19 protein-coding genes and 2 pseudogenes are annotated in these 22,232 nt (G+C 71.6%); 12 read left to right on the top strand and 9 right to left on the bottom strand.

Annotated elements, in window-relative coordinates; genetic code table 11:
- Positions 1-11: 11 nt before the first annotated feature.
- Complete coding sequence (locus ACQ86M_RS08400; RefSeq protein ID WP_431218282.1) at positions 12-416, top strand: helix-turn-helix transcriptional regulator; 405 nt, start codon at positions 12-14, stop codon at positions 414-416.
- Between the two features lie 87 nt (positions 417-503).
- A complete protein-coding gene (locus tag ACQ86M_RS08395) occupies positions 504-926 on the top strand; it encodes a VOC family protein (RefSeq protein WP_431247708.1) in 423 nt (140 codons plus the stop codon).
- Between the two features lie 27 nt (positions 927-953).
- On the opposite strand, the gene ACQ86M_RS08390 is transcribed toward ACQ86M_RS08395, so the two are convergent.
- The 3 genes from ACQ86M_RS08390 to ACQ86M_RS08380 are packed head-to-tail and all read right to left on the bottom strand — an operon-like array spanning position 954 to position 3,495.
- Positions 954-1,856, bottom strand: a complete 903-nt coding sequence (locus ACQ86M_RS08390) for a sucrase ferredoxin (protein ID WP_431247707.1) — start codon at positions 1,854-1,856, stop codon at positions 954-956.
- Complete coding sequence (locus tag ACQ86M_RS08385) at positions 1,853-3,232, bottom strand: cupin domain-containing protein (RefSeq protein WP_431247706.1); 1,380 nt, start codon at positions 3,230-3,232, stop codon at positions 1,853-1,855. Before ACQ86M_RS08385 ends, ACQ86M_RS08390 begins: the two co-directional genes overlap by 4 nt.
- A complete protein-coding gene (locus ACQ86M_RS08380) occupies positions 3,232-3,495 on the bottom strand; it encodes a BatC protein (protein ID WP_431247705.1) in 264 nt (87 codons plus the stop codon). The genes ACQ86M_RS08385 and ACQ86M_RS08380 overlap by 1 nt, the downstream gene beginning before the upstream one ends.
- 199 nt (positions 3,496-3,694) lie before the next feature.
- Between ACQ86M_RS08380 and ACQ86M_RS08375 the strand changes: the two genes are divergently transcribed.
- From ACQ86M_RS08375 to ACQ86M_RS08365, 3 genes are read left to right on the top strand one after another with little or no spacing between them, the layout of a single operon-like run.
- Positions 3,695-4,642 (top strand): MetQ/NlpA family ABC transporter substrate-binding protein, encoded by a 948-nt coding sequence (locus tag ACQ86M_RS08375; RefSeq protein WP_431247704.1) that lies wholly within the window; start codon positions 3,695-3,697, stop codon positions 4,640-4,642.
- Positions 4,642-5,703 (top strand): methionine ABC transporter ATP-binding protein, encoded by a 1,062-nt coding sequence (locus ACQ86M_RS08370; RefSeq protein ID WP_431247703.1) that lies wholly within the window; start codon positions 4,642-4,644, stop codon positions 5,701-5,703. Before ACQ86M_RS08375 ends, ACQ86M_RS08370 begins: the two co-directional genes overlap by 1 nt.
- Complete coding sequence (locus ACQ86M_RS08365) at positions 5,700-6,359, top strand: methionine ABC transporter permease (RefSeq protein WP_431218275.1); 660 nt, start codon at positions 5,700-5,702, stop codon at positions 6,357-6,359. The genes ACQ86M_RS08370 and ACQ86M_RS08365 overlap by 4 nt, the downstream gene beginning before the upstream one ends.
- A 25-nt stretch (positions 6,360-6,384) precedes the next feature.
- On the opposite strand, the gene ACQ86M_RS08360 is transcribed toward ACQ86M_RS08365, so the two are convergent.
- On the bottom strand, positions 6,385-7,626 hold the full coding sequence (locus ACQ86M_RS08360) for a citrate/2-methylcitrate synthase (protein WP_431247702.1): 1,242 nt from the start codon (positions 7,624-7,626) through the stop codon (positions 6,385-6,387).
- An 18-nt stretch (positions 7,627-7,644) separates the two neighbouring features.
- Here ACQ86M_RS08360 and ACQ86M_RS08355 point away from each other — a divergent pair, with 18 nt between their 5' ends.
- Entirely contained in the window at positions 7,645-8,817 is a 1,173-nt protein-coding gene (locus ACQ86M_RS08355; RefSeq protein ID WP_431247701.1) for a citrate synthase, read from the top strand.
- A gap of 35 nt (positions 8,818-8,852) precedes the next feature.
- Here ACQ86M_RS08355 and ACQ86M_RS08350 read toward each other — a convergent pair whose 3' ends face one another.
- A complete protein-coding gene (locus tag ACQ86M_RS08350) occupies positions 8,853-10,403 on the bottom strand; it encodes a bifunctional phosphatase PAP2/diacylglycerol kinase family protein (protein WP_431247700.1) in 1,551 nt (516 codons plus the stop codon).
- Between the two features lie 36 nt (positions 10,404-10,439).
- On the opposite strand from ACQ86M_RS08350, the gene ACQ86M_RS08345 reads away from it, so the two are divergent.
- Both ACQ86M_RS08345 and ACQ86M_RS08340 read left to right on the top strand, forming a co-directional pair.
- A complete protein-coding gene (locus tag ACQ86M_RS08345) occupies positions 10,440-10,883 on the top strand; it encodes a hypothetical protein (RefSeq protein WP_431247699.1) in 444 nt (147 codons plus the stop codon).
- Between the two features lie 134 nt (positions 10,884-11,017).
- Positions 11,018-12,291 (top strand): annotated as a pseudogene (locus ACQ86M_RS08340) (MFS transporter).
- A 43-nt stretch (positions 12,292-12,334) separates the two neighbouring features.
- Here the strand turns inward: ACQ86M_RS08340 and ACQ86M_RS08335 are convergent.
- Positions 12,335-14,790: pseudogene (locus ACQ86M_RS08335) on the bottom strand (ATP-dependent DNA ligase).
- 88 nt (positions 14,791-14,878) lie between these two features.
- On the opposite strand from ACQ86M_RS08335, the gene ACQ86M_RS08330 reads away from it, so the two are divergent.
- Positions 14,879-15,844: a Ku protein gene (locus ACQ86M_RS08330; RefSeq protein WP_431247698.1), complete on the top strand. Its 966-nt coding sequence runs from the start codon at positions 14,879-14,881 to the stop codon at positions 15,842-15,844.
- Complete coding sequence (locus ACQ86M_RS08325) at positions 15,841-16,806, top strand: DNA topoisomerase IB (RefSeq protein WP_431218268.1); 966 nt, start codon at positions 15,841-15,843, stop codon at positions 16,804-16,806. The genes ACQ86M_RS08330 and ACQ86M_RS08325 overlap by 4 nt, the downstream gene beginning before the upstream one ends.
- A gap of 109 nt (positions 16,807-16,915) precedes the next feature.
- Here the strand turns inward: ACQ86M_RS08325 and ACQ86M_RS08320 are convergent, their stop codons facing one another.
- Complete coding sequence (locus tag ACQ86M_RS08320; RefSeq protein ID WP_431247866.1) at positions 16,916-18,352, bottom strand: MFS transporter; 1,437 nt, start codon at positions 18,350-18,352, stop codon at positions 16,916-16,918.
- A gap of 302 nt (positions 18,353-18,654) precedes the next feature.
- On the opposite strand from ACQ86M_RS08320, the gene ACQ86M_RS08315 reads away from it, so the two are divergent.
- Entirely contained in the window at positions 18,655-19,566 is a 912-nt protein-coding gene (locus ACQ86M_RS08315; protein ID WP_431218266.1) for a sigma-70 family RNA polymerase sigma factor, read from the top strand.
- Between the two features lie 87 nt (positions 19,567-19,653).
- On the opposite strand, the gene ACQ86M_RS08310 is transcribed toward ACQ86M_RS08315, so the two are convergent.
- Entirely contained in the window at positions 19,654-19,995 is a 342-nt protein-coding gene (locus ACQ86M_RS08310; RefSeq protein WP_431218265.1) for an ATP-dependent DNA ligase, read from the bottom strand.
- A gap of 93 nt (positions 19,996-20,088) precedes the next feature.
- On the opposite strand from ACQ86M_RS08310, the gene ACQ86M_RS08305 reads away from it, so the two are divergent.
- Entirely contained in the window at positions 20,089-21,675 is a 1,587-nt protein-coding gene (locus ACQ86M_RS08305; protein ID WP_431247697.1) for an SDR family oxidoreductase, read from the top strand.
- Here ACQ86M_RS08305 and ACQ86M_RS08300 read toward each other — a convergent pair.
- Positions 21,566-22,210 carry a MarR family winged helix-turn-helix transcriptional regulator gene (locus tag ACQ86M_RS08300; protein WP_431247696.1) on the bottom strand — a complete coding sequence of 215 codons (645 nt, stop codon included), beginning with the start codon at positions 22,208-22,210 and terminating at the stop codon, positions 21,566-21,568. The two genes, ACQ86M_RS08305 and ACQ86M_RS08300, sit on opposite strands and share 110 nt — an antisense overlap.
- Positions 22,211-22,232 lie beyond the last annotated feature (22 nt).

Below are 22,232 nucleotides of genomic sequence, written 5' to 3'. Positions count from 1 at the left end.
ACGCTCATCGCGTGTCACCGGAGGAGTTGCAGACGCTCGCGCACCTGCGCCGCGCACGGGACCTGATCGACCGCGACTACGCGAAGCCGCTGGACGTCCCCACCATGGCGGCGCGTGCCTTCATGTCGCCCGCGCACTTCTCGCGACGCTTCCGGGCGGCCTACGGGGAGACGCCGTACAGCTACCTGATGACCCGGCGGATCGAGCGCGCCATGGCGCTGCTCCGCGAGGGGGCGAGCGTCACGGACGCGTGCATGACGGTCGGCTGTACGTCGCTCGGCTCCTTCAGCTCGAAGTTCACCGAGATCGTCGGGATGACGCCGACCGAGTACCGCGCGCGTGAGCACGACGCCGTCCGCGCCATGCCGGACTGCATCGCGAAGCAGCGCACGCGACCCGTACGCGTCCGGGCCTGACCTGCTCACACCGACGCTTCGCCCGCACTTCTCCACAAAAGCAGGATTGGAGAAGCGCGGCCCGGCGGCCCTTCCTAGAGTCGACTCATGACCGTTTCACTCCAGTACTCGCAGATCACCGTCCTCGACCCGGAAGAGTCGCTCGCGTTCTACCGCGACGCGCTCGGCCTCGACGTCATCCAAGATGTCCGCTCCGGCGACCACCGCTGGATCACGCTCGGCGTAGCCGGCGACGAGAACGCCGCCGTCGTGCTCAGCGACCCGCACGCCGGCCGCTCGCAGGCCGACGGCGACGCCCTCCAGGAGCTCGTCGTGAAAGGCTCGATGAGCCCCATCGTCTTCCGCTCCGACGATCTCGACAGCGCCTTCGAACGCGTGCGGGCCTCCGGCGCCGAGGTGCTGCAGGAGCCGATCGACCAGCCGTGGGGGCCGCGGGACTGCGCGTTCCGCGACCCATCCGGCAACATGGTCCGCATCCTCCAGTCGGCGCCCGCGACGCAGAACGCCTGAGCCCGGTCGGCGCCGGGCCGCGACGGATCAGGCGCGTGCGACCGACACGGGCACGAACTCCCGGACGGAGTATTCGACCGTGGCGGCGCACGTGCTCAGCAGGGGCTCGGAGAGCCGCTCGCCGACCTCCACAGTGAGGCGCTCGCCGCCGTGCGCGAGGTGGACCGTCCACCCGTGCGGATGCGGACGCTCCGCCAGCACGCGGAAGGCTCCGATCCGGTCGTCGCCGGTCTCGGCGCGGGCGAACGCCTGCGCCGCCTGGGCGACCGTGGTGAGGGAGGTGCGTCCGCGCAACCGATCGGCCACCACGCGCCCCTCGCTGTGCCGTCGCACGACGGTGAGCGCTTCCTCGGCCGTCACGCGTCCGTAGAGCAGTCCGTGCGGGAAGACGATCATGGTGGCCGCGAAGCGGTCGCCGCCGAGGTGGGAGCACTCCCACGTGAGCTCGGGATGCTGCGCCGCCAGCGCCTCGACCACCGGGCGTCCGCGGACGGCACAGCACTGGTCGTGGCGGGCGTGCGTGCACACGGCGTAGATCGGGGCGTCGCTCGGCTCGCCGGCGGAGCCGTCCAGCGGCAGGGTCAGCAGCTCGGCGGGGTCGTCCACCCTGCCCCAGCGGATGCTCTCGCTACCCGGACGGCAGTCCACCAGCGCCCAGCGCCAGGTCGACTGGTCGCGCCGCTGCGGGGCGCGCAAGCGGGTGCGGCGGATCGCCAACGGACGGATTCCGGCCTGCTCGGCACGCGCCACGATGCGTGCGCCGAGGGCGGGGTCGAGCGCCGAGTCGAAGAAGGCGTGGCGTCCCCAGCCGCTCTCCACCTCCACGAGAAGCCACCGCTCGCCGAAGCCCGCGGTTCCGGGGAGCGGGTCGCCGCGATCGATCGCCCGATCGCTGCAGGGCAGCCATCCCGGCACGGCGGTGTCGGTCACGTGGCCGTCGCGGTCCCGAAGTCGGCGGTCGCGCTCCGCTCGCCGTCCGACGAGACGCCGGTCTCGTCGGCGGGGTCGACCTCGAGGAAATCCGGGGTGCCGTCGCCGGGCCCGGGGTGGGCATCCGCCTCGGCGGCCACCACGACGAGTCCTTCGCGCAGCAGACGGCGCGCGACGACGACCGCGGACCGTTCGTCGAGCGGGAGCTCGCCGACCGTTACGGGGCGCCCGTCGAGCAGCCGGTCGACGGCATCCCGGGCCGCGATCGGCAGCGCGACGGTCTTGGCGGGCAGCCGCACCGTGACCGTCTCGACCTCGACCGTGACGTCCGGGCGCGAGCCGGGCCGTGCCACCACGACGGTCTCGGCGGTCATCGCCTCCGCAGCGGCCGCCGCCGCCAGCGGCCGTACAGGCGCGGGCGGCGAGTCGGAGCGCCGACGGCGGCGCAGCCGGTCCGCGACGGCGTCCGCGACGGCGGAACGGGCCGAGGGGTCCGCCAGCGCAGCGATGAGCGCATCCACCGTCTCCTCGACGACGGGTGCGACCGCCGACGGATCGGACGGGTCGAAACCCAGCGGAAGGGACGCGCGGAGCTCCGCGATGTCCGCCGCGCGTGCGACCGCTTCGCGGACCACGTCGTGCCGCGTGTACGCCGCGACGCCGATGGTCAGGTGCACCGAGACGCCGCCGAGCGCCTCGGCCGAGTGGATCCAGCCCCGCGGCAGGTAGAGCGCGTCGCCGGGCCGGAAGGTCTCGTCGATCGCCGGTTCCTCCTGGGCGCGGGAGGCCACGGCCTCGCGCCGGTCGCTCCAGGGCTGGTCGCGCAGCGGGTCGACGTGGACGGGCGCGTGGATGCGCCAGTGCTTCTCGCCCGCGATCTGCAGCACGAACACGTCGTGCACGTCGTAGTGCGGGTCGAAGCCGCGGGAGGAGGCGGGCGTGATGTACGCGTTGACCTGCGCCGGATGGCCCAGCTCCTCGGCCAGCCGCCGGGAGAACTCCGCGACCGCTGGCCAGGTGTGGTGCAGGCCCTGCAGCACCAGGGTGGCGCCGTTCGCGAACTCCGCGAGCACCTTGGCGGAGTCGAGCTGGTCGCCGACCTCCGCGCCGAACCCGCCGGGGCCCGTGAAGCGCGACGCGGGCAGCACGTCGCCCTCTTTCGCCATGCGCACGAACGGCGTCCGCAGCGCGCGCGAGGCGACCAGCTCGTCCACCGCGTCCACGCTGAACAGGTCGGAGAAGTCGCCGCCGAGGTCGGCCGCGCGGGTGAAGAGCGGATGCCGCCCCCAGTAGTCCCGCGCGAACAGGCCGGCGCCCACCGGCACGCAACGCGAAAGCGCGGGCCGGTCGCCCGGCCCGCGCCCTGTCGTGGTCATCAAGCGGACCCGTCGGCCCCGCCGTCGTGGCCGCCCGCGTTCGCGCCGCCGTCGGCGGTGCCTTCGCCGGCCGAGCCGTCGGCCCCGCCATCGTGGCCGCCCGCGTTCGCGCCGCCGTCCGCGGGGCCCTCGCCCGAACCGGAGCCGCCGGCCGAGCCGTCGGCCCCGCCGTCGTGGCCGCCCGCGTTCGCGCCGCCGTCCGCGGGGCCTTCGCCGCCGCCGGTCGCCTCGGTGCTGATGTCGTCGTCGTTGATGTCGCTCATAGCGTCTCCCGTCCGTGTCGCTCGCGCGCTGACGCGACTCACACTACGCGTGGCCCAGCGCTGCCGGTAGAGCGGCCGGGTGAACGGGAGCCGTCACATTTCGCAAGACGTTTTGACGATGTCGGTGGCTCGCGGGAGGCTCGAAGGGCCGCCAACCCGTCCGCCGGCATCCCCCTTCACCTTCACGAGAGGCACAGCCATGTCCGACGCCACCCCGCCCACCCCCGCGCTGCCGGAGAAGCCCAAGCGCTCCCGCGCCGGCTGGTTCGTCGGAATCGGCATCGCCGTCGTCGCGGTCGTCGTCGCGGTCGTCCTCGTGGTCGTGAACCTGACAAGCTCGGGCGCCGCCACCGCGAAGACCGTCACCGTTAAGATCGGCACCACCGAGGCGTCGTCGCCGTACTGGACCGTGCTGAAGAAGGAGGCGGCGAAGCAGGGCATCGACATCCAGACGGTCAACTTCCGCGACTACACGCAGGCGAACCCGGCGCTCGCCGACGGTCAGCTCGACCTGAACCTGTTCCAGCACCTGCAGTTCCTGGCGAACTACGACGTGCAGGCGAAGCAGAACCTGGTCCCGATCGGCGCGACGCTGGTCGTCCCGCTGCCGCTGTACTCGACCAAGCACAAGAGCCTCGACGAGATCCCCCAGGGCGGCAAGATCGCCATCCCGAACGACCCGACCAACCAGGCGCGCGCCCTGCTCGTGCTGCAGAAGGCCGGCCTCCTGAAGCTGAAGAACGGCGGCAACACGCTCGCCACGCCGGCTGATATCGACGCCTCCGCCTCCAAGGTGACGGTCATCCCGGTGGATGCGGCGCAGACCGCTCCGGCGCTGAGCTCGGCCGACGGCGCGATCGTCAACAACAACTACGCGCTCACCGCGGGCATCGACCCCAAGTCCGCCCTGTTCCAGGACGACCCGAAGTCGGCCACGGCGGAGCCGTACATCAACGCCTTCGTCGCCCGCGAGAAGGACAAGGACAACAAGACGTATCAGAAAGTCGCCCAGCTCTACCACACCAAGGCCGTGACGGACGCGGTGCTGGCCGAGTCGAAGAACACCGCCGTCATCGTGAAGAAGGACGAGTCCGACCTGATCGGCATCCTCGACGGCCTGAAGAAGACCATCCGGGCGGCGCAGTAGTGCCCGACCGCCCAGAAGCGCCCGAAGGCACGGGCGCGGTTCCGATCATCGAGTTCCGCGGCGTCACCAAGAGCTTCGGCTCCGGTGACGCCGCGGTGCCGGCGGTGGACCGCCTCGACCTCACCATCGCGCGCGGCGAGATCTTCGGCATCATCGGCTACTCGGGCGCGGGCAAGAGCACGCTGGTGCGGCTCATCAACGCGCTCGAGCATCCCACCGGGGGTTCGGTGATCGTCGACGGACGCGACCTGACGACCCTGAAGGAGCGGGAGCTCCGCGGCGTGCGCGCCGGGATCGGCATGATCTTCCAGCAGTTCAACCTGTTCCGCTCCCGCACCGTCTTCGGCAACATCGCCTACCCGTTGAAGGTGGCGGGCTGGCCGAAGGAGAAGCGCAAGCAGCGCGTCGCCGAACTGCTCGCGTTCGTCGGGCTGACCGACAAGGCGTGGAGCTACCCCGACCAGCTCTCCGGCGGCCAGAAGCAGCGCGTCGGCATCGCGCGTGCGCTGGCGACGAACCCCGACATCCTGCTCGCCGACGAAGCCACCAGCGCACTCGACCCGGAGACCACCTCCGACGTGCTCGCCCTGCTGAAACGGGTCAACCGTGAGCTCGGCGTCACGATCGTCGTCATCACGCACGAGATGGAGGTCGTGCGCTCGATCGCCGACCGCGTCGCCGTGCTCGACACCGGGCGGGTGATCGAGCAGGGCAGCGTCTTCGAGGTGTTCTCCGATCCGCAGACCACCACCGCACAGCGGTTCGTCGGCACGGTGCTCCGCAACCAGCCGGGCGAGGCCGACATCGAGCGCCTGCGCGGCAAGCACGCGGGCCGCATCGTCTCCGCGCGCATCCACGACGACGGCCGGCTCGGCTCGGTGCTGTCGGATGCGGTGGGGCGGCACAACGTCCGGTTCGAGATCGTCTACGGCGGCATCTCCGCGCTGCAGGGCCGGTCGTTCGGCAGCCTGACGCTGGAGCTGCTCGGCGAACCGGCGGACGTGGATGCGCTGATCGCCGACCTGCGCGCCGTCACCGAGGTCGAGGAGGTGGCCGCATGACCGACTGGTCGACGCTCTGGCCGGTGTACCTGGAGTCCATCGGCCAGACGCTGTGGATGGTCGTCGCGACGCTCGTGCTCGGCGGCATCCTCGGCCTCGCCCTCGGCGTGCTTTTGTACACCACGCGCCGCGGCGGGCTGCTGGAGAACCGGACGCTGTCCACGGTGCTTAACGTGATCGTCAACTTCATCCGGCCCATCCCGTTCATCATCTTCATGACCGCGATCGCGCCGCTGACGCAGCTGGTGCTCGGGACGTTCCTCGGCACGCCCGCCGCCATCTTCCCGATGACCATCGCGGCGACGTTCGGCATCTCCCGGATCGTGGAGCAGAACCTCGTCACCATCGAGCCGGGCGTCATCGAGGCGGCCCGGGCCATGGGGTCGAGCCCGTGGCGCATCATCACGACGCTGCTGATCCCGGAGGCTCTCGGCCCGCTCATCCTCGGCTACACGTTCATCTTCGTGGCGATCGTCGACCTGTCGGCGATCGCGGGCAGTATCGGCGGCGGCGGTCTCGGCGACTTCGCCATCTCGTACGGCTACCAGCGCTACAACTGGGCCGTCACGTGGGTCGCGGTCATCACGATCGTCGTACTGGTGCAGGCGGCGCAGTTCCTCGGCAACTGGCTGGCACGCAAGGCGCTGCGCCGCTGAGCCCTGGCCAGGGGATCGCGACGCCTCACGGCCCGACGTACCGCCCCACCGGCCGCAGCCGCAGGGGCGGCTGCGCGTACTCGTCGAGGGCGTGCACCAGCCAGCCGACCGTGCGCGCCGTCGCGAAGACGACCTCGCCGGCGTCGTCGCGCATCCCGGCCGCGAGGGTGAGCGCCCCGAGGGCGAGGTCGACGTTGGGGTGCGCGCCGGTGCGGTCGGCGAGCACCCCCGTCACGGCGTCGACCGCCTGCGAGACCGCCGCGTTCCGCGGGTCGGCGGCGAGCCTCCCGAGCAGGATGCGCGCCCGCGGGTCGCCCTCCGGGTAGAGCGGCTGGCCGAATCCCGGAACCGGTCCGTGCGTGGCGACCACGGCATCAGCGACCGCGCGCGCCGGGTCGGTTCCGGCGACGACCCGCTCCAGCAGCTGGTGGGCCGCTCGGCTGGCGTTGCCGTGCAGCGGCGAGTCGAGGGCGCCGAGGCCGGCCACCACGACGCCGTAGGGGGTCGCCCGGGCGGAGGCGGCCGCCCGCGCCGCCAGGGTCGAGACGGCGATGTCGTGGTCGAGCAGGAGCACGAGGGCGGCGTTGAGCAGGGCGAGGTCGGCGTCGCAGGCGGCGGCTGCCGGTGCCAGCCGGGCGAAGAGGCGTGCGGCCAGGCTCCCGCCTGCGACCTCCGAGCGTGGAGGGAGCACCTCGACCATCCCGGCGACGATCCGCTCCGCCGCGCCCGCCACCAGTGCCGGGTCGAGCGCGGCGCGCAGCGGGTCCGCCGCCGCGAGGGCCGCCACGGCGACCAGCTGCCGGTCCCGGTCCCCGGCGGCCGCGGGCAGCGCATCCGCCGCCGCCCGCGCCGCGTCCTGCCCCGCGCCCAGCGCGAAGACGGCCGCCGCATCCCACTCGCCGGTGAGCGCCCAGCGCGCGACCGTCTCGTACGGCTCCCCGCTCAGCGAGGCGACCGGACGGCCGCGGTACGACAGCTCGCCGTCATCGATGAGTGCGAACCGGGTCTCGATCACCATGAGCGGGCGTCCGTCCGAGTGACCGGCACCGCCTGCCGCCGGTCGCCGCCGCCGTGCCGCCGCGAACCGCTCCACCTCCAGCGGGTCGAACGTGGATCCGTCGGCGCTCCGCTGGCGGCCGAGCCGGCCGCGGGCGACGTACGCGTACAGCGTCTCGAGCTTGACGCCCAGGCGTTCGGCCGTCTGCTCGGCGGTGAGTCGGGGGAGCGCATCCATGTTGATCCGATCAACGTTGACGGTGTCTTGCATCCAGTTCAGACTACCGGTATGGACAGGATGGATGACACCCTCATCGACGTCCCGCGCGGCCTGACGAACGTAGTCGCCGCGCGGACCGAGCTCAGCGACGTGCGCGGGCACGAGGGGTTCTACCACTACCGGCAGTACTCCGCGGTCGATCTCGCGCGGGAGCGGACCTTCGAGGAGTCGTGGTTCCTGCTGCTCTTCGGCGCGCTGCCGACCGGTACTGAGCTCGACGGCTTCCGGGCGCGGATCGCGGCGGCGCGCAGCATCCCGGACGAGGTCCGCGCGCTACTGCCCGCCATCGCGCGGCTGACCGCCGGCGGCGACGCCCTGGCGGGGCTGCGGATGGCGCTCGCCGCGGTGACGGCCGCCGACCGCATCCGTCCGCTCTACGACGCGAGCCCCGGCGAGCGGATGCGCGACGCCATCCGGATCGCGGCCGTCACGCCGGTGCTGCTCGCCGCGCTGCATGCCCTGGCCGCCGGCCGGGAGCCGATCGAGCCACGGGACGACCTCGGCCACGTCGCGGGCTACCTGTACCAGGTGACTGGCCGCGTCCCGACGCCGGAGCACGAGCGCGCGCTGAGCGCCTACATGACCGCCGCGATCGATCACGGCTTCAACGCCTCCACCTTCACCGCCCGCGTCATCGCGTCGACGGGCGCGGACCTGGCCGCAGCGGTCGGCGGGGCGCTCGGGGCGCTCTCCGGCCCGTTGCACGGCGGCGCGCCCAGCCGCGCGCTCGACACGCTCGACGAGATCGGCACACCGGATCGCATCGACGAGTGGGTGCGCCGCACGATCGCCGAGGGCGGCCGCATCATGGGGTTCGGGCACGCCGTGTACCGCACGGAGGACCCGCGCTCCCGGATGCTGCGGGAGTTCGCACAGGGCTTCGGCGGCCCCCGCGTCGACTTCGCCGTCCAGGTGGAGCGGCGCGTGCAGGAGCTGCTGGCCGAGCTCAAGCCGGGGCGCGAGCTGCACACCAACGTCGAGTTCTACGCGGGCGTCGTGATGGAGCTGTGCGGCATCCCGCGCGCCATGTTCACGCCGACCTTCGCGGCCGCGCGCACGGTGGGGTGGACGGCGCACATCCTCGAGCAGGCGGCAGACGGGAAGATCGTGCGGCCGTCGTCGCGCTACGTCGGTCCGACGGCGCCCCAGCCGCTGCCGGCTCGCGTGCCCGCGGCGGGGTGAGCGCCAGGAACGGCGAGCGCCAGGAACGGCGAGCGTCAGGCGCGCGGCGAGTACACCCGCAGCGCCCCGGCCCGCACCTGCAGCGTCATGCTCTTCCCGTCTCCGGGTATCCGCGTCGACGCCTCGCCGTCGTGCGCGTAGCCGGGCTCGTCGCCGGGCACCGTCAGCTCGAGCCGCTCGACCGTGCGCGCCTCCAGCGCGGGCGGTCCCTGCAGGAACGGCAACCGCGCCACCAGGGCGTCCGTCCGGCCGCCGAACGCGAGGGCGACCGCGCCGCGGGTGCGGGGGCGGCCGTCGGCGAACAGGATGCGCACATCGAGCAGGTGGTCGTCCAGCCTCCGCCGTTCGATCGGCGCCACCGTGACCGGGTAGTAGCGGTCCACGCCGACGAACACCGACCAGACGTCGCGCGCCGTGCCGTCGATCTCGACCCGGAACGGGCTGCCGCGACGCACGACGCGGATGGCTGCGATCAGCGCCGCGATCGGCTTGCCGAGCCGCTTCTCGTGCCGCTCACGCTCCTCGACGAACGACGGATACAGCCCGACGGAGGCCGTGTTGAGCACCGTGATCGCGGTGCCGTCCGAGAACGTCAGGTCGGCGACGTCCACCTCCCGGCCGCTTCCCGCGGCGAGGGCGTCGAGCGCCACGTCGATGGAGTCGAGCAGCGCGGCCCTCGCGAAGTGGTTGAAGGTGCCGCCGGGCAGGACCAGCAGCGGCAGCCCGGCCCCGCGCGCGTGGTGGGCGACCGCGGCGACCGTGCCGTCGCCTCCGGAGACGCCCAGGATGCGCGGAGCGGCGTCCGAGGCGAGTTCGCGCTCGATCACGTCCCCGATGTCGTCGCCCTCACAGAGCTGGTGGACGCGCGCCTGCGGCAGCCTCTCCCGCAGCAGCGCTGCGGCGTCCGGGCGGGCGAGGCCGCGTCCGCTGCCCGGATTGACGATGACGAACAGTCCGTCACCCGTCTCGGTCGCCGGCAGGTCGAGCGTCCGCGCGGTCGGCGGGTCGCTCCGTACCCCGGGCGCGACCGCCGGGGTGACCGCCTTCAGTGCGATCGCCGCGCCGGCGCCGATCGCCGCGCCTCCCGCCACGTCCGACAGCCAGTGCGCCCCGGTGTGCAGCCGCGAGTAGCCGACGCCCGCCGCGAGCGGGGCGAGGGCCGCTCCGGCAGCAGGCCAGTCGAGGGCGACACCCGTGGCGAACGCGGCGGCGCTCGCCGTGTGCCCGGAGGGGAACGACGGCGACGTGGGGGAGCGCTCGAGGCGCCGCGCGATCGGGATGGAGGTGAGGGCCGGGCGCTCGCCGCCCACCAGCCGCTTGCCCGCGAGGTTCGCCACGAGGCTGGCGATCCCGAGGGAGGCGAGGCCACGGACCGCCGCGCGCGGGCGCCCCAGGGCGACCAGCACCGCAGCGGCGGCGAACCACACCTTGCCGTGGTTCGCCGCGAGAGTCAGCCCGCGCCAGAAGCCGTCCGAGACGGCGCCGGTCGTGCGGGCGTTGATGCGGGCCGCGACCCGGGCGTCCGCGCGCTTGACGCGGGCGGGAAGGGGGATGCGCGATCGGGCGCGGCGACGGCGTGCGGGCATGCGGTCAATCTACGCCGAGGCGGTAGGATCGAGCGCGTGAGCACGCACGTCATCTCCCAGCCCAACGAACACGAGCGCGAGGCCATCTCGGGCGACGAGCAGGGAACGCTCGTCCGCAGCCTGAGCACGGTGCTGCCGAGCGCCCTGGGCAACCTGCTCGCCGGCATCGTGGTGCTGGCGTCCCTGGTCATCGGCATCGTCAGCCTGGTCGCGACGTGGACCGGCAACGCCGACGCCTTCCTGCCGCTCTTCCAGGTGTCCGTGGCGGCCACCGTCGTGTCGCTCAACGCGATCTACGCGCGACGCACCTTCAGCTACGTGATCACGCTGATCGGCGCCATCCTCTGGCTCTGGGTCTCGGTCACCCCCTTCGCGCCGTTCTTCCAGGTGCTGCTCCAGGCGGTCACCGTGGTGATCATGCTGGCGGGCGTGGTGTTCTCCACGGCAGCGGTCCGCCTCAGCAAGCAGCCGCGGTTCTGAGCGGGGAGCCGGCGGACCGCACCGCCGATCCCGCCGACCTGAGCGAACCGGGCGCCCCCGACCCCACCGCGCCCGTCGACCCCGGCGTCCCGGCGGGCGAGACCCCGCACGCCCGCCGCCGGCATTTCGTCGACCTGTCGCCGCTGCGCGAGTCGCCCGCGTTCGCGCGCCTCTGGCTGGGCGGGGCGATCTCGGGCATCGGCTCGCAGATGACCGTCGTCGCGGTGGGCCTGCACATCTTCGACCTGACGCACTCGACGCTCGCCGTCGCCCTGGTGGCGCTGTTCGCGCTGGTGCCGATGATCGTCTTCGGGCTCTACGGCGGCGTGCTGGCCGACGCGTTCGACCGGCGCCGGGTCGCCCTGGTGACCGCCGTCGTGGCCTGGCTGTCCACCGCCGGGCTGGCGCTGCTGGCCTGGACGCACGTGCCGGTCGTCTGGCCGCTCTACGTGCTGACGACCATCAACGCGGTCGCCGGCGTGATGATCGGCGCGACGCGGCAGGCGATCACCCCGCGCCTCCTGCCGGTGCGTCTGCTGCCGGCGGCCAGCGCGCTCGGCGGCATCAGCATGGGCGTCATGGTGACGGTGGGTCCGGCGCTGGCCGGTCTGCTCGTCGCGACGGTCGGCATCCCGTGGACGTACACGGTGGATGCGGTGCTCTTCACGGCCGCGTTCCTCGGCATCTTCACCCTGCCGTCGATCGTGCCCGAGGGGAGCGGAAGGGCGCAGGGCTCGCGTCCGTCCTCGAAGGTCTGCGGTTTCTGCGCACCGCACCCAACCTCAGCATGACGTTCGTGCTCGACGTCATCGCGATGACGTTCGGCCAGCCGCGCGCCCTGTTCCCGGCGGTCGGCGCGCTGCTGATCGGCGGCGGACCTGTCGCGGTCGGCATCCTCACCGCGGCGGGCGCCGTCGGCACGCTCGTGTCGAGCGTGTTCTCCGGCCGGCTGGGCAGCGTGCGCCGGCAGGGACGCGCGGTGGAGCGCTCGATCGTCGTCTACGGCGCCAGCATCCTGGGCTTCGGCATCGTGCTCGCGGTGGTCGCGTTCACGGGGACGACGGGCGGTGGCGGCTCCCTCGCGCAGGCGAACCTGCCCGCTCTGCTGCTCGCGGCCGTCATGCTGGCGGCGTCCGGAGCGGCAGACAACGTCAGCTCCATCTTCCGCATGACGATCCTCCAGGCGTCCGCCCCGGATGTGATGCGCGGCCGGCTGCAGGGCGTCTTCACGGTCGTGGTGACCGGCGGCCCGCGGCTCGGCGACCTCTACATCGGCGTCCTGGCGCTCACCGGCGCCCTGTGGTTCCCGCCGCTGCTCGGCGGTCTGCTGATCATGGTGCTCGTCGCGACGATCGTGCGCGTGCAGGGATCCTTCCGCCGCTACGACGCGCTCGCGCCCACGCCCTGAGCGGATGCGGCGCACGCACGGCGGGTGCGCGACAGACGCGCGCTCAGCTCTCGCGCACGACCTGGTCCGCCCGCTTGTCCGGCCGCAGCCCGCGCCACGACGGCTGCCGCAGCCGCCCGGGGCCGGTCCACTCGGCGAACTCCACCTCGCCGACGAGATCCGGGCGCACCCAGTGCGCGCCGCGCGCATCCGCCGACGGCACACCCTCCATCGTCGCCGTCTTCCGTTCGCGGCTGCCGAGCTTCGCGGCGAGGTCGTCGAGCGCCCGGTCGCTGAACCCGGTGCCGACCTTGCCCACGTAGCGCAGCGTGCCGCCGTCCGGGATGCCGAGCAGCAGCGCGCCGATCGTGTTCGCCCGGCGGCCGTTGCCCGGCGTCCAGCCGCCGATCACCACCTCCTGCATCAGGTGGTGCTTGATCTTGATCCAGGACCGCGACCGGCGGCCGGGGAGTACGTGCTGTCCCGGCGCTTGGCCATCACGCCCTCGAGGCCCAGCTGCCTGCTGGAGTCGACCGCGTGCTCCAGGTCGCCGTCGAACGCGGGAGGCACCTGCACCGGATCGGTCCGGCCGGGGCGCAGCACGTCGAACAGCAGCTCCCTGCGCTCGTCGTAGCTGTCGCGCGTGTGCTTCGTGCCGTCGACCTCCAGCACGTCGAACACCATGTAGTGGGCGGGGGCGCGCGTGAGGGCGGACTGGACGTCGCCGGGTCGGGTCAGCCCCATCCGCGTCTGCAACAGCCCGAAATCCGGGCGGCCCTGCGGGTTGAGGGTGACGATCTCGCCGTCGAGCACCAGGTCGTGCTCTCCCGCGAGGTCGACGAGTCCGGCAAGGTCGGGATACGTGACGGTGACGTCGTTGCCGTTGCGCGTCGTGAGGCGCAGCCGGCCGCCGCGGATCTCGGCGACCGCGCGGATGCCGTCCCACTTCATCTCGAACGCCCACTCGCCCTCGTCGCCGATGTCGGCGGCCGAGCCGAGGGTCGCCAGCATGGGGGAGACCGGCTCGTCGGTGATGGGCGGCCCCGGGGTGCGGGCAGGCGGAGCGGCAGACCGAGCGGCAGGCGCAGCGGGAGCCGCGGCGGCATCCGTCGGCTCGACATCCTCCGCCTTCATCCGGTGGATCAGCCAGTTCTTCTCGTCCCCGCCCCGCGCCGTGCGGATGAGCGCGAACTTCTGCGGCACGCCTTCCAAGCCGCCGTCGGGCTGGCCGTGCAGAGTCGCGATGACCTCGTCGTCGCGCCACTTCTCCAGCTCGTAGTCGCCGTGGTCCCAGATGTCGACGTGGCCGGCGCCGTACTCGCCGTGGGGGATGTCGCCCGCGAACGTCCCGTACTCGAGCGGGTGGTCCTCCGTGTGCACGGCGAGGTGGTTCTGCTTCGGGTCCGTCGGCGTGCCCTTCGGCAGCGCCCAGCTGACCAGCACGCCGTCGTGCTCCAGCCGGAAGTCCCAGTGCAGCCGGCGGGCATGGTGCTCCTGGATGACGAACGAGCGTCCCTCGCGCGCCTCCGGCCGCTCGGCGGGCACCGGCTCCGGCGTCTTGGTCGCGTCGCGCATGGAGCGGTACGTCGACAGCCGGTCCGGCTCGGAGGCGTGCGCCGTCCCGTGCCCGGAGGAGAGCCCGGCGAGCGGGTCGCCCATCCGGCTCACGCGCTCCACGACCTCCCGATAGTCCAGGTGGCGCAGGCCGGGCTCGGCGAGCTCGTCCCAGGTGCGCGGCGCGGCGACCGTCGGCTCGAACCTACCGCGCAGCGAGTACGGCGCGATGGTGGTCTTCGATCCGTTGTTCTGGCTCCAGTCGACCAGCACCTTGCCCGTCCGCAGCGACTTCTTCATGTCGCTCACGATGAGGTCGGGGTGGTCCGCCTCCAAGGCCCGGGCGAGCTCGTGCGCGACGGCGGAGACCTGGTCGCTGGTCTGCGAGCCGTCGAGCGCCGCGTAGAGGTGGATGCCCTTGGAGCCGGAGGTCACCGGCAGCGGGTCGAGCCCCATCCCGGTGAGGATGCCGCGGGCGAACCGCGCGACCTCGGCGCAGTCGGCGAGCGTGACGCCCTCGCCGGGGTCGAGGTCGAGCACCAGCCGGTCGGGGTTGCGGCGCTCGCCGTCCGTTCCGACCCGCCACTGCGGCACGTGGATCTCGAGCGAGGCGATCTGCGCCAGCCAGATCAGCGTGGCCCGGTCGTTCACCAGGGGATACGTCTTCGTGCCCGAGGAGTGTGCCACCGGCGACTGCTCGACCCAGTCGGGGGTGGATGCCGCATCCAGGTCCTTCTGGAAGAACACCTGGCCCGGGTCGTCGGGCGTGCCGACCCCGTGCACCCAGCGCTTGCGCGTGGCGATCCGGTCGCGCACGTGCGGGATCATGACGTCGGCGACAGCGTTGTAGTAGCCGAAGATGTCGGCCTTGGTGGTCCCCGTCTCCGGGTACATCACCTTGTCGAGGTTGGTCAGCTTGAGGCGGTGGCCGTCGATGTCGACGACCTCGGTGTCCGGGGCGGCCATAGCGTCACCGTACGCCCGGCCGCCGCGCAGGCGGAGCATTCCCTGATCGTGCCTTGAAAATGCGCTGATCCCCGGACACGATGGGCACATGAGGGCCATTTGGACGGGCGCCATCACCTTCGGGCTCGTGAACGTGCCGGTGAAGGTGTACAGCGCAACCGAGGATCACGACGTCCCGCTGCACCAGGTGCACGACGAGGACGGCGGCAGGATCCGGTACCAGCGACGCTGCGAGATCGACGGCAAGGTCATCCCGTACGAGCACATCGCCAAGGCGTACGACGACGGGGAGCGGACCGTCATCCTGACCCCGGAGGACCTCTCCTCGCTGCCCTCGGAGCGCAGCAGGGAGATCGACGTGGTCGAGTTCGTGCCGAACGACCAGCTCGACCCGCTGATGTTCGACCGCAGCTACTACCTGGAGCCCGACTCCAAGTCGCTGAAGGCGTACGCGCTGCTGCGGAAGACGCTCGAGGACGAGGAGCGCACGGCGATCGTGGAGTTCGCCCTGCGGCAGAAGACGCGCCTGGCGGCTCTGCGCGTGCGCGGCAACGTGCTCGTGCTGCAGACGCTGCTCTGGCACGACGAGATCCGCGCGGCCGAGTTCCCGTCGCTCGACCAGACGCCGCGCATCTCCGATCGCGAGCTGCAGCTGTCGAGCGCCCTGATGGAGAGCTTCGCCGGCGACTTCGAGCCGGAGAAGTTCAGCGACGAGTACCAGATCGAGCTGAGGAAGCTGATCGACGCCAAGCTGGAGGAGGGCGACAGCGTCGACACCGCCGCGACCTTCGGCGAGGAGGAGGAGTCGAAGAAGGGCGGAGGCGAGGTGATCGACCTGATGGAGGCGCTGCAGCGGAGCGTGGAGCGGAGCCGGTCGACGACGTCGACCTCGAAGCAGGCCGCGTCGAAGTCGTCCGCGTCGAAGTCGTCGTCCTCAGGCTCGTCCACTTCGGCCGAGAAGAAGCCCGCCGCGCGCAAGACGTCATCGGCGACGAAGTCCACCACGACGACCCGGAAGGCCCCGGCCAAGAAGTCTGCGAAGAAGCCCGCGTGACGCGCCTGAAGCGCAGCGACCCGTCCGGTCCGGGCTACCACCGGAAGATGACCGACAAGGGACCGGTCTACGAGGACGAAGCGGGCAACCGCATCGTCGACGAGCGCGAGCTGGAGCGCATCCGGTCGCTCGTTCTGCCGCCCGCGTGGCAGGATGTGTGGATCTCGCCCGACGCGCGCGGCCACATCCAGGCCGTCGGCACCGATCAGGCGGGGCGCCGCCAGTACCGGTACCACGACTCGTGGCGGCTCAACCAGGACCGCCTCAAGTTCGAGCGCGCCGCCCAGCTCGCGGAGACGCTGCCGTCGGCCCGCCGCAAGGTCACCATGGACCTCCGCGAGGAGGGGTTCGGCCGCGACCGCATCCTGGCCGCTGCCTTCCGGATCATCGACCTCGGCAGCGTGCGCATCGGCAGCGAGGAGTACCTGCACGCCAACGGCAGCCGCGGGCTGACCACCCTGCTGTGCCGGCACGCCGCGATCGACGGGGACGACATCACGCTGACGTTCCCGGCGAAGTCGGCGCAGAAGTGGACGAGCACGATCACCGACGAGGATCTGGCCGAGCTGCTGCGCCAGATCCAGGCGCTGCGCGGGCAGCGCTCCCGGCTGCTGTCGTGGAAGGACGGCACCTGGCACACCATCCGCCCGGCGTCCCTCAACGAGTACATCCGGCGGCAGACGCGCGGCGAGTTCACCGCGAAGGACTTCCGGACGCTGCACGGCACTATCGTCGCGGCGGAGGCGCTCGCCGAACTGGGCGTCGGCGGCTCGGAGGGGCAGCGCAAGAAGCGGATCAGCGCGGCGGTCAACGAAGCCGCGGCCGCGCTCGGCAACACGCCGACGATCGCGCGCAACAGTTACATCGACCCGCGCATCTTCGACCGCTACCGCAACGGCGAGGTGATCGAGACCGGCCGTGTGCCCGAGGCAGCCCTCCTCGACCTGCTCTCCGACGACTGACGCCCAGCTGCCGGCCCCCAAGCCGACAATTCCTGAGTTTTTCGGGTCGAGGCGCGGTGTCGACCCGAAAAACTCAGGAATTGTTTGCGGGGGCGGGGCGGGGCGGGGGTCAGCGGGAGCGGGCCGGCGATTGCGTTCTGGTGGAGGCGGAGAGCGGAGCGGCGATGTCTTCCAGCGACTTGCCCTCGGCGTTCACCCCGAGGAACAGCTCTACGAGCCCCGCGGCGATCATCAGTCCGGCGCCGATGTAGTAGCCGACTGCGACGGCACTGATGCCGCCCTCGATCAGGTTGCCGAAGAGGATCGGCCCGATGATGCCGCCGATGCCGGTTCCGATCGCGTAGAAGAACGCGATCGCCATGGCGCGGGTCTCCATCGGGAAGATCTCGCTCACCGTCAGGTACGCCGCGCTGGCGCCGGCCGAGGCGAAGAAGAAGACGACCATCCAGCACGCCGTGAGCCAGAAGGCGTCGAGCACGCCCGAACCGAAAAGGATGGCCGTGCCGACCAGGAGCACGCCGCTTCCGACGTACGACAGCGTGATCATGAACTTGCGGCCGACCGTGTCGAACAGGTGCCCGAGCAGGAACGGCCCGAGGAAGTTGCCGATCGCGATCGGCACGAGAGCCCAGGGCGCCACGTCGTCGGGCACGTGCAGCAGCTTCGTCAGCACGAGCGAGTACGTGAAGAACACCGCGTTGTAGAGGAACGCCTGGCCGATGAACAGCGAGAGGCCGAGCACGAAGCGCTTGGGGTACTGGAACAGCGCCACCCGGAAGATCTCGCCGAACCCGGTCGACGTGCGCTGGTGGATCTCGATCGCACGGTCGTCCGGCACCTCCTCGAGCGCCCTGCCGATCTCCTTCTCGACGCCGGCCTCGATCTCGCCGACCTCCGTCTCGGCCTCCTCGTCGCGGCCGTGGATGAACATCCAGCGCGGCGACTCCGGCACGTTGCGCCGCACCAGGAGGATCACGAGGCCGAGCAACGCGCCGAGGCCGAAGGCGATGCGCCAGCCGATGTTCGGCGCGAAGAGGGCCGGGTTCAGCAGGAACACGGTCAGCACCGCGCCGAGCGCGGTCCCGAGCCAGTACGAGCCGTTGATGGCGAGGTCGACGAGCCCGCGGCGGCGGGCCGGGATGAGCTCGTCGATGGCGGAGTTGATGGCGGCGTACTCGCCGCCGATGCCGGCGCCGGTGAAGAACCGGAAGACGAAGAACATCCACGGGGTGAAGGAGAACGCGGTCAGCACCGTCGCCAGCAGGTACAGGCCGAGGGTGATGATGAACAGCTTCTTGCGGCCGAAGCGGTCCGTCAGGTAGCCGAACACGAGCGAGCCGGTACAGGCTCCGGCGACGTAGATGGCCGCCGCGAGGCCGACTTGCGCCGTCGTCAGGCCGAGGCCGCTGTCCGGCTCGGTCAGGCGGCTGCCGATCGCACCCACGATGGTCACTTCCAGGCCGTCGAGGATCCACACGGTGCCGAGGCCGACGACCACGAGCCAGTGGAACTTCGACCAGGGCAGGCGGTCGAGCCGCGCGGGGATGGTGGTGCGGATGGTCTTCAGCGACGATCCGCTCTGCGATGAGGAAGAAGTCTGCGCACTCACCCGGCGGACTGTACGGGCCCTGTGCGTCGCCCCCTAGAGCCTTGACAAACCCCGAAGTGTGCGCTTTACGAACGGGTAGCGTACACCTCGCGCAACTGTCAACCCCTTGTTGGGGAGAGGGGGTGATTGCTTATCGTGGCTAAAGACCGGAGGGCTCCACGAGGGCCCGACGGACACCCGAACTGAGAGCACCAAACGATGGCTGCCCGTGAGTACATGGGCTGAAATGGGATGACACGATGACGACGCTCGAAGTTACCAGCGACCCGGTACGCGACTATCTGAATTCGATCGGCCGGACGCGTCTGCTCACGGCCGACGAGGAAGTGGCGCTGGCGAAGCGGATCGAGGTGGGCGTGCTGGCCGGCGAGCGGCTGGCGATCCGCCCGGGCCTGACCCCGCGGGAGAAGCGCGAACTGCAGTACCTCGCCGACGACGGCAAGCGTGCGTTCGAACGCTTCATCGAGGCGAACCTGCGCCTCGTGGTCAGCATCGCCAAGCGCTACGCCGGCCGCGGCCTGCCCGTGATGGACCTCATCCAGGAGGGCAACCTCGGCCTGGTGCGTGCGGTGGAGAAGTTCGACTACCGCACCGGCAACAAGTTCTCCACCTACGCCACGTGGTGGATCCGCCAGTCCATCCTGCGCGGCATCGCCGACACCGCCCGGCTGATCCGCATCCCGGTTCACACCGTGGAGAAGATCGACAAGCTCGACCGCATCCGCCGCGACCTCGGTGGGGAGCTCGGCCGTACGCCCACCCTCGAGGAGATGGCCGAGGCGTCGAACCTCGATCCGGCCGAGGTGCACAAGCTGCAGATGAGCGACTCCGAGACCGTCTCGCTGGCCGTGCCGGTGGGTGAGAACGAGGGCGCGGAGCTCGGCGACCTGATCGAGGACGGCGACTTCCCCGGCCCGTCGGAGACCGTCGAGGTGGAGTTCCGCCACCGCGACCTCGAGGAGCGCCTGCGCGAGCTGCCGCCACGCGACGCCAAGGTGGTGCGCATGCGCTTCGGGCTCGACGGGCAGAAGCCGATGACGCTGGACGAGGTGGGCGAGGTCTACGGGATCACGCGCGAGCGCGTCCGCCAGCTCGAGACCCGCAGCCTCAAGCGCCTCCGCTGCCCGGAGCTCCTCGAGTACCTGCGCTAGGAGCCCCAATCCAACAGTTCCTGAGTTTTTCGACCCTTTCGCGCAGAATCGGTCGAAAAACTCAGGAACTGTTTGCGTTAAGGCGGGCTAGCGACCGGGAGGCGAGTCGGCGTCGACCTCGTCGGCGCCGAGCGCCCCGATCTCCTCGGTCAGCTGCAGCCCCTGGGAGCTGTTCGACGACAGGGTCAGCTGCTCCAGCCACGCCTTGTTGATGCGCGGGCTGCGGCCGCCGCTGTAGCGGAACAGCAGCGGGATGGCCGGGTCGATCCAGATCGCGCTGCGGCCGTCGCCGACGCTCTGCTCGTCGCGCCAGGAGAAGAAGAACCCCTCCTTGCGCCGCAGTTTCAGCCCGATCACGATCTGCAGGTGCGCCAGGACCCGGTCCTCGAAACCGACCTCGGTGGTCCCGCCGTAGATGAGCTTGCCCATGCGAGAAAAATACATGACGCCCGCGGAATCTCCGCATCCGGGTTCGCTGTGCGAACAGCCGCCCGCTGCCTTCTCCGGCGTAATGTCGGCGGCATGAGCCCCTCCCGCGTCCTCGTCACTGGCGCCACCGGCTACATCGGCGGCCGGCTGGTCCCGCGCCTGCTCGCCCGCGGCCACACCGTGCGGGTGCTCGCGCGCTCGCCGCAGAAGCTGACGGACGTGCCCTGGGCCGGCGAGGTCGAGATCGTGGAGGGCGACCTCCATGACGCCGGGGCGGTCGAGCGCGCGGTCGACGATGTGGACGTGGTCTACTACCTCGTGCACTCCATGCGGGCGCGCGGCGACTTCGAAGACGAGGAGTCGGCGGCTGCGCGCACTGTCGCCACCGCCGCGAAGGCGGCCGGTGTCGGGCGCATCGTGTACCTCGGCGCGCTGCATCCGGACGGGGAGCTCTCGAGGCACCTGCGCTCCCGCGTCGCGGTGGGCCGCATCCTGCTCGACTCCGGCGTCCCGACCATCGTGCTGCAGGCGGGCGTCGTCATCGGCTCCGGGTCGGCCTCGTTCGAGATGATCCGGCACCTGACCGAGGTGCTGCCCTACATGCCGGCGCCGCGCTGGGTGCGCAACCGCATCCAGCCGATCGCGATCCGGGACGTGCTGCACTACCTGCTCGCCGCGGCCGAGCTGCCGCCCGAGGTGTCGCGCGCCTTCGACATCGGCGGCCCCGACATCCTGCGCTACGGGCAGATGATGAACGCGTACGCCCTGGAGGCCGGTCTGCGGCAGCGGCCGATCGCCTCCCTTCCGGTGTTCACGCCCTGGCTGGCCTCCCAGTGGGTGAACCTGGTCACGCCCATCCCGCGCAGCCTCGCCGTTCCGATCATCGAGTCGCTGCAGTACGACTGCGTGATGCGCGAGCACGACATCGACGCGGTCATCCCGCCGCCGCCGGAGGGGCTCACCGGCTACCGCCGCTCGGTGCGCCTGGCGCTCGCGCGGGAGCGGGCGGGCGACGTCGAGACCAGCTGGCAGGATGCGTCGGTCGCCGGCGCCCCGAGCGATCCGCTGCCGAGCGACCCCGAGTGGTCGGGGCACACCGTCTACACCGACCTGCGTGAGCGGAACTCGTCGGCCGACCCGGAGTTGCTCTGGCGCGTCGTGGAGGGCATCGGCGGGGAGCGCGGCTGGTACTCGTTCCCGCTGGCCTGGGCGCTGCGGGGATGGGCGGACAAGCTCGTGGGCGGGGTGGGCCTCCGCCGCGGCCGGCGCGACGCCGACCACCTGAACACGGGCGACGCGCTCGACTGGTGGCGTGTGGAGCGGATCGAGCGGGGGAGGAGCCTGCGGCTGCGCGCCGAGATGCGCGTCCCCGGCCGTGCCTGGCTGGAGCTCTCGGTCCGGCCGCGCGACGGCGGAGGCTCGGAGTACCGCCAGCGCGCGGTGTTCTTCCCGCGCGGGCTGTCGGGCCGCCTCTACTGGTTCGCGATCCTGCCGTTCCACGGCATCGTCTTCAATGGGATGGCGAACCGGATCGTCTACGAGGCCGAGCACCCGCAGGCGGCCAGCCGCGTCACGCGCCCGGAGCCTCCTGGGCAGGCGAGCCCAGCGCCGGCGGCACCGGACCGAGCGGACCGGGAGCCGCGGCCGGAGCGCGCACAGCAGCCAGCGTCGTCTCGCTGAGCGCGCGGAGGAACCGCGTCACGGTGTCCCGGTCGCCCGGGTTGAGCGCGCGCGCCACCTCGAACCGGCGCGCGTGCTGCTGCCCCATGGTGCGGCGCACCTCGCGGTGCGTCTCCGGCGTGATCTCCACGGTCACCGCGCGGCGGTCGGTGGGATGCGGGCGTCGCACAACGTGGCCGGCCCGCTCCAGGCGGTCGAGCAGCTTGGTCGTCGACGCGGTGGAGATGTGGAGGTGGTCGGAGAGAGCGCCGGCGGTCACCGGGACCCCGGCGTTCATGGACGCGATGATGTAGCGGAGCGCGCGCATGTCGGTCTCGTTGAGCTTCATGTGCGTGCGCGACTCGAAGCTGAGGCGCTGGTCGGCATCCCGCCACTCGCGCATCGCCGCGAGCAGGTCCATGATCTGACCGAGCTCCTCGTCTGTGAGGTCGTCATGCCGTACGAGTTCCTGCCGCGGGTCGATGATCCGGGGGTCGGTGAGGGATGCCGAAATGCGCCGCGCGTCGCGTCGCGCGTCGTCCCGTCCCGGAGTCATGACGACATCCTATTCCTATTCG

It is taken from the genome of Leifsonia xyli subsp. cynodontis (assembly GCF_050632205.1).
Classification (GTDB): Bacteria; Actinomycetota; Actinomycetes; order Actinomycetales; family Microbacteriaceae; genus Leifsonia; species Leifsonia xyli_D.
The sequence above is the reverse complement of the archived record's forward strand: the minus strand, read 5'-3'. Positions and strand labels throughout refer to the sequence as shown.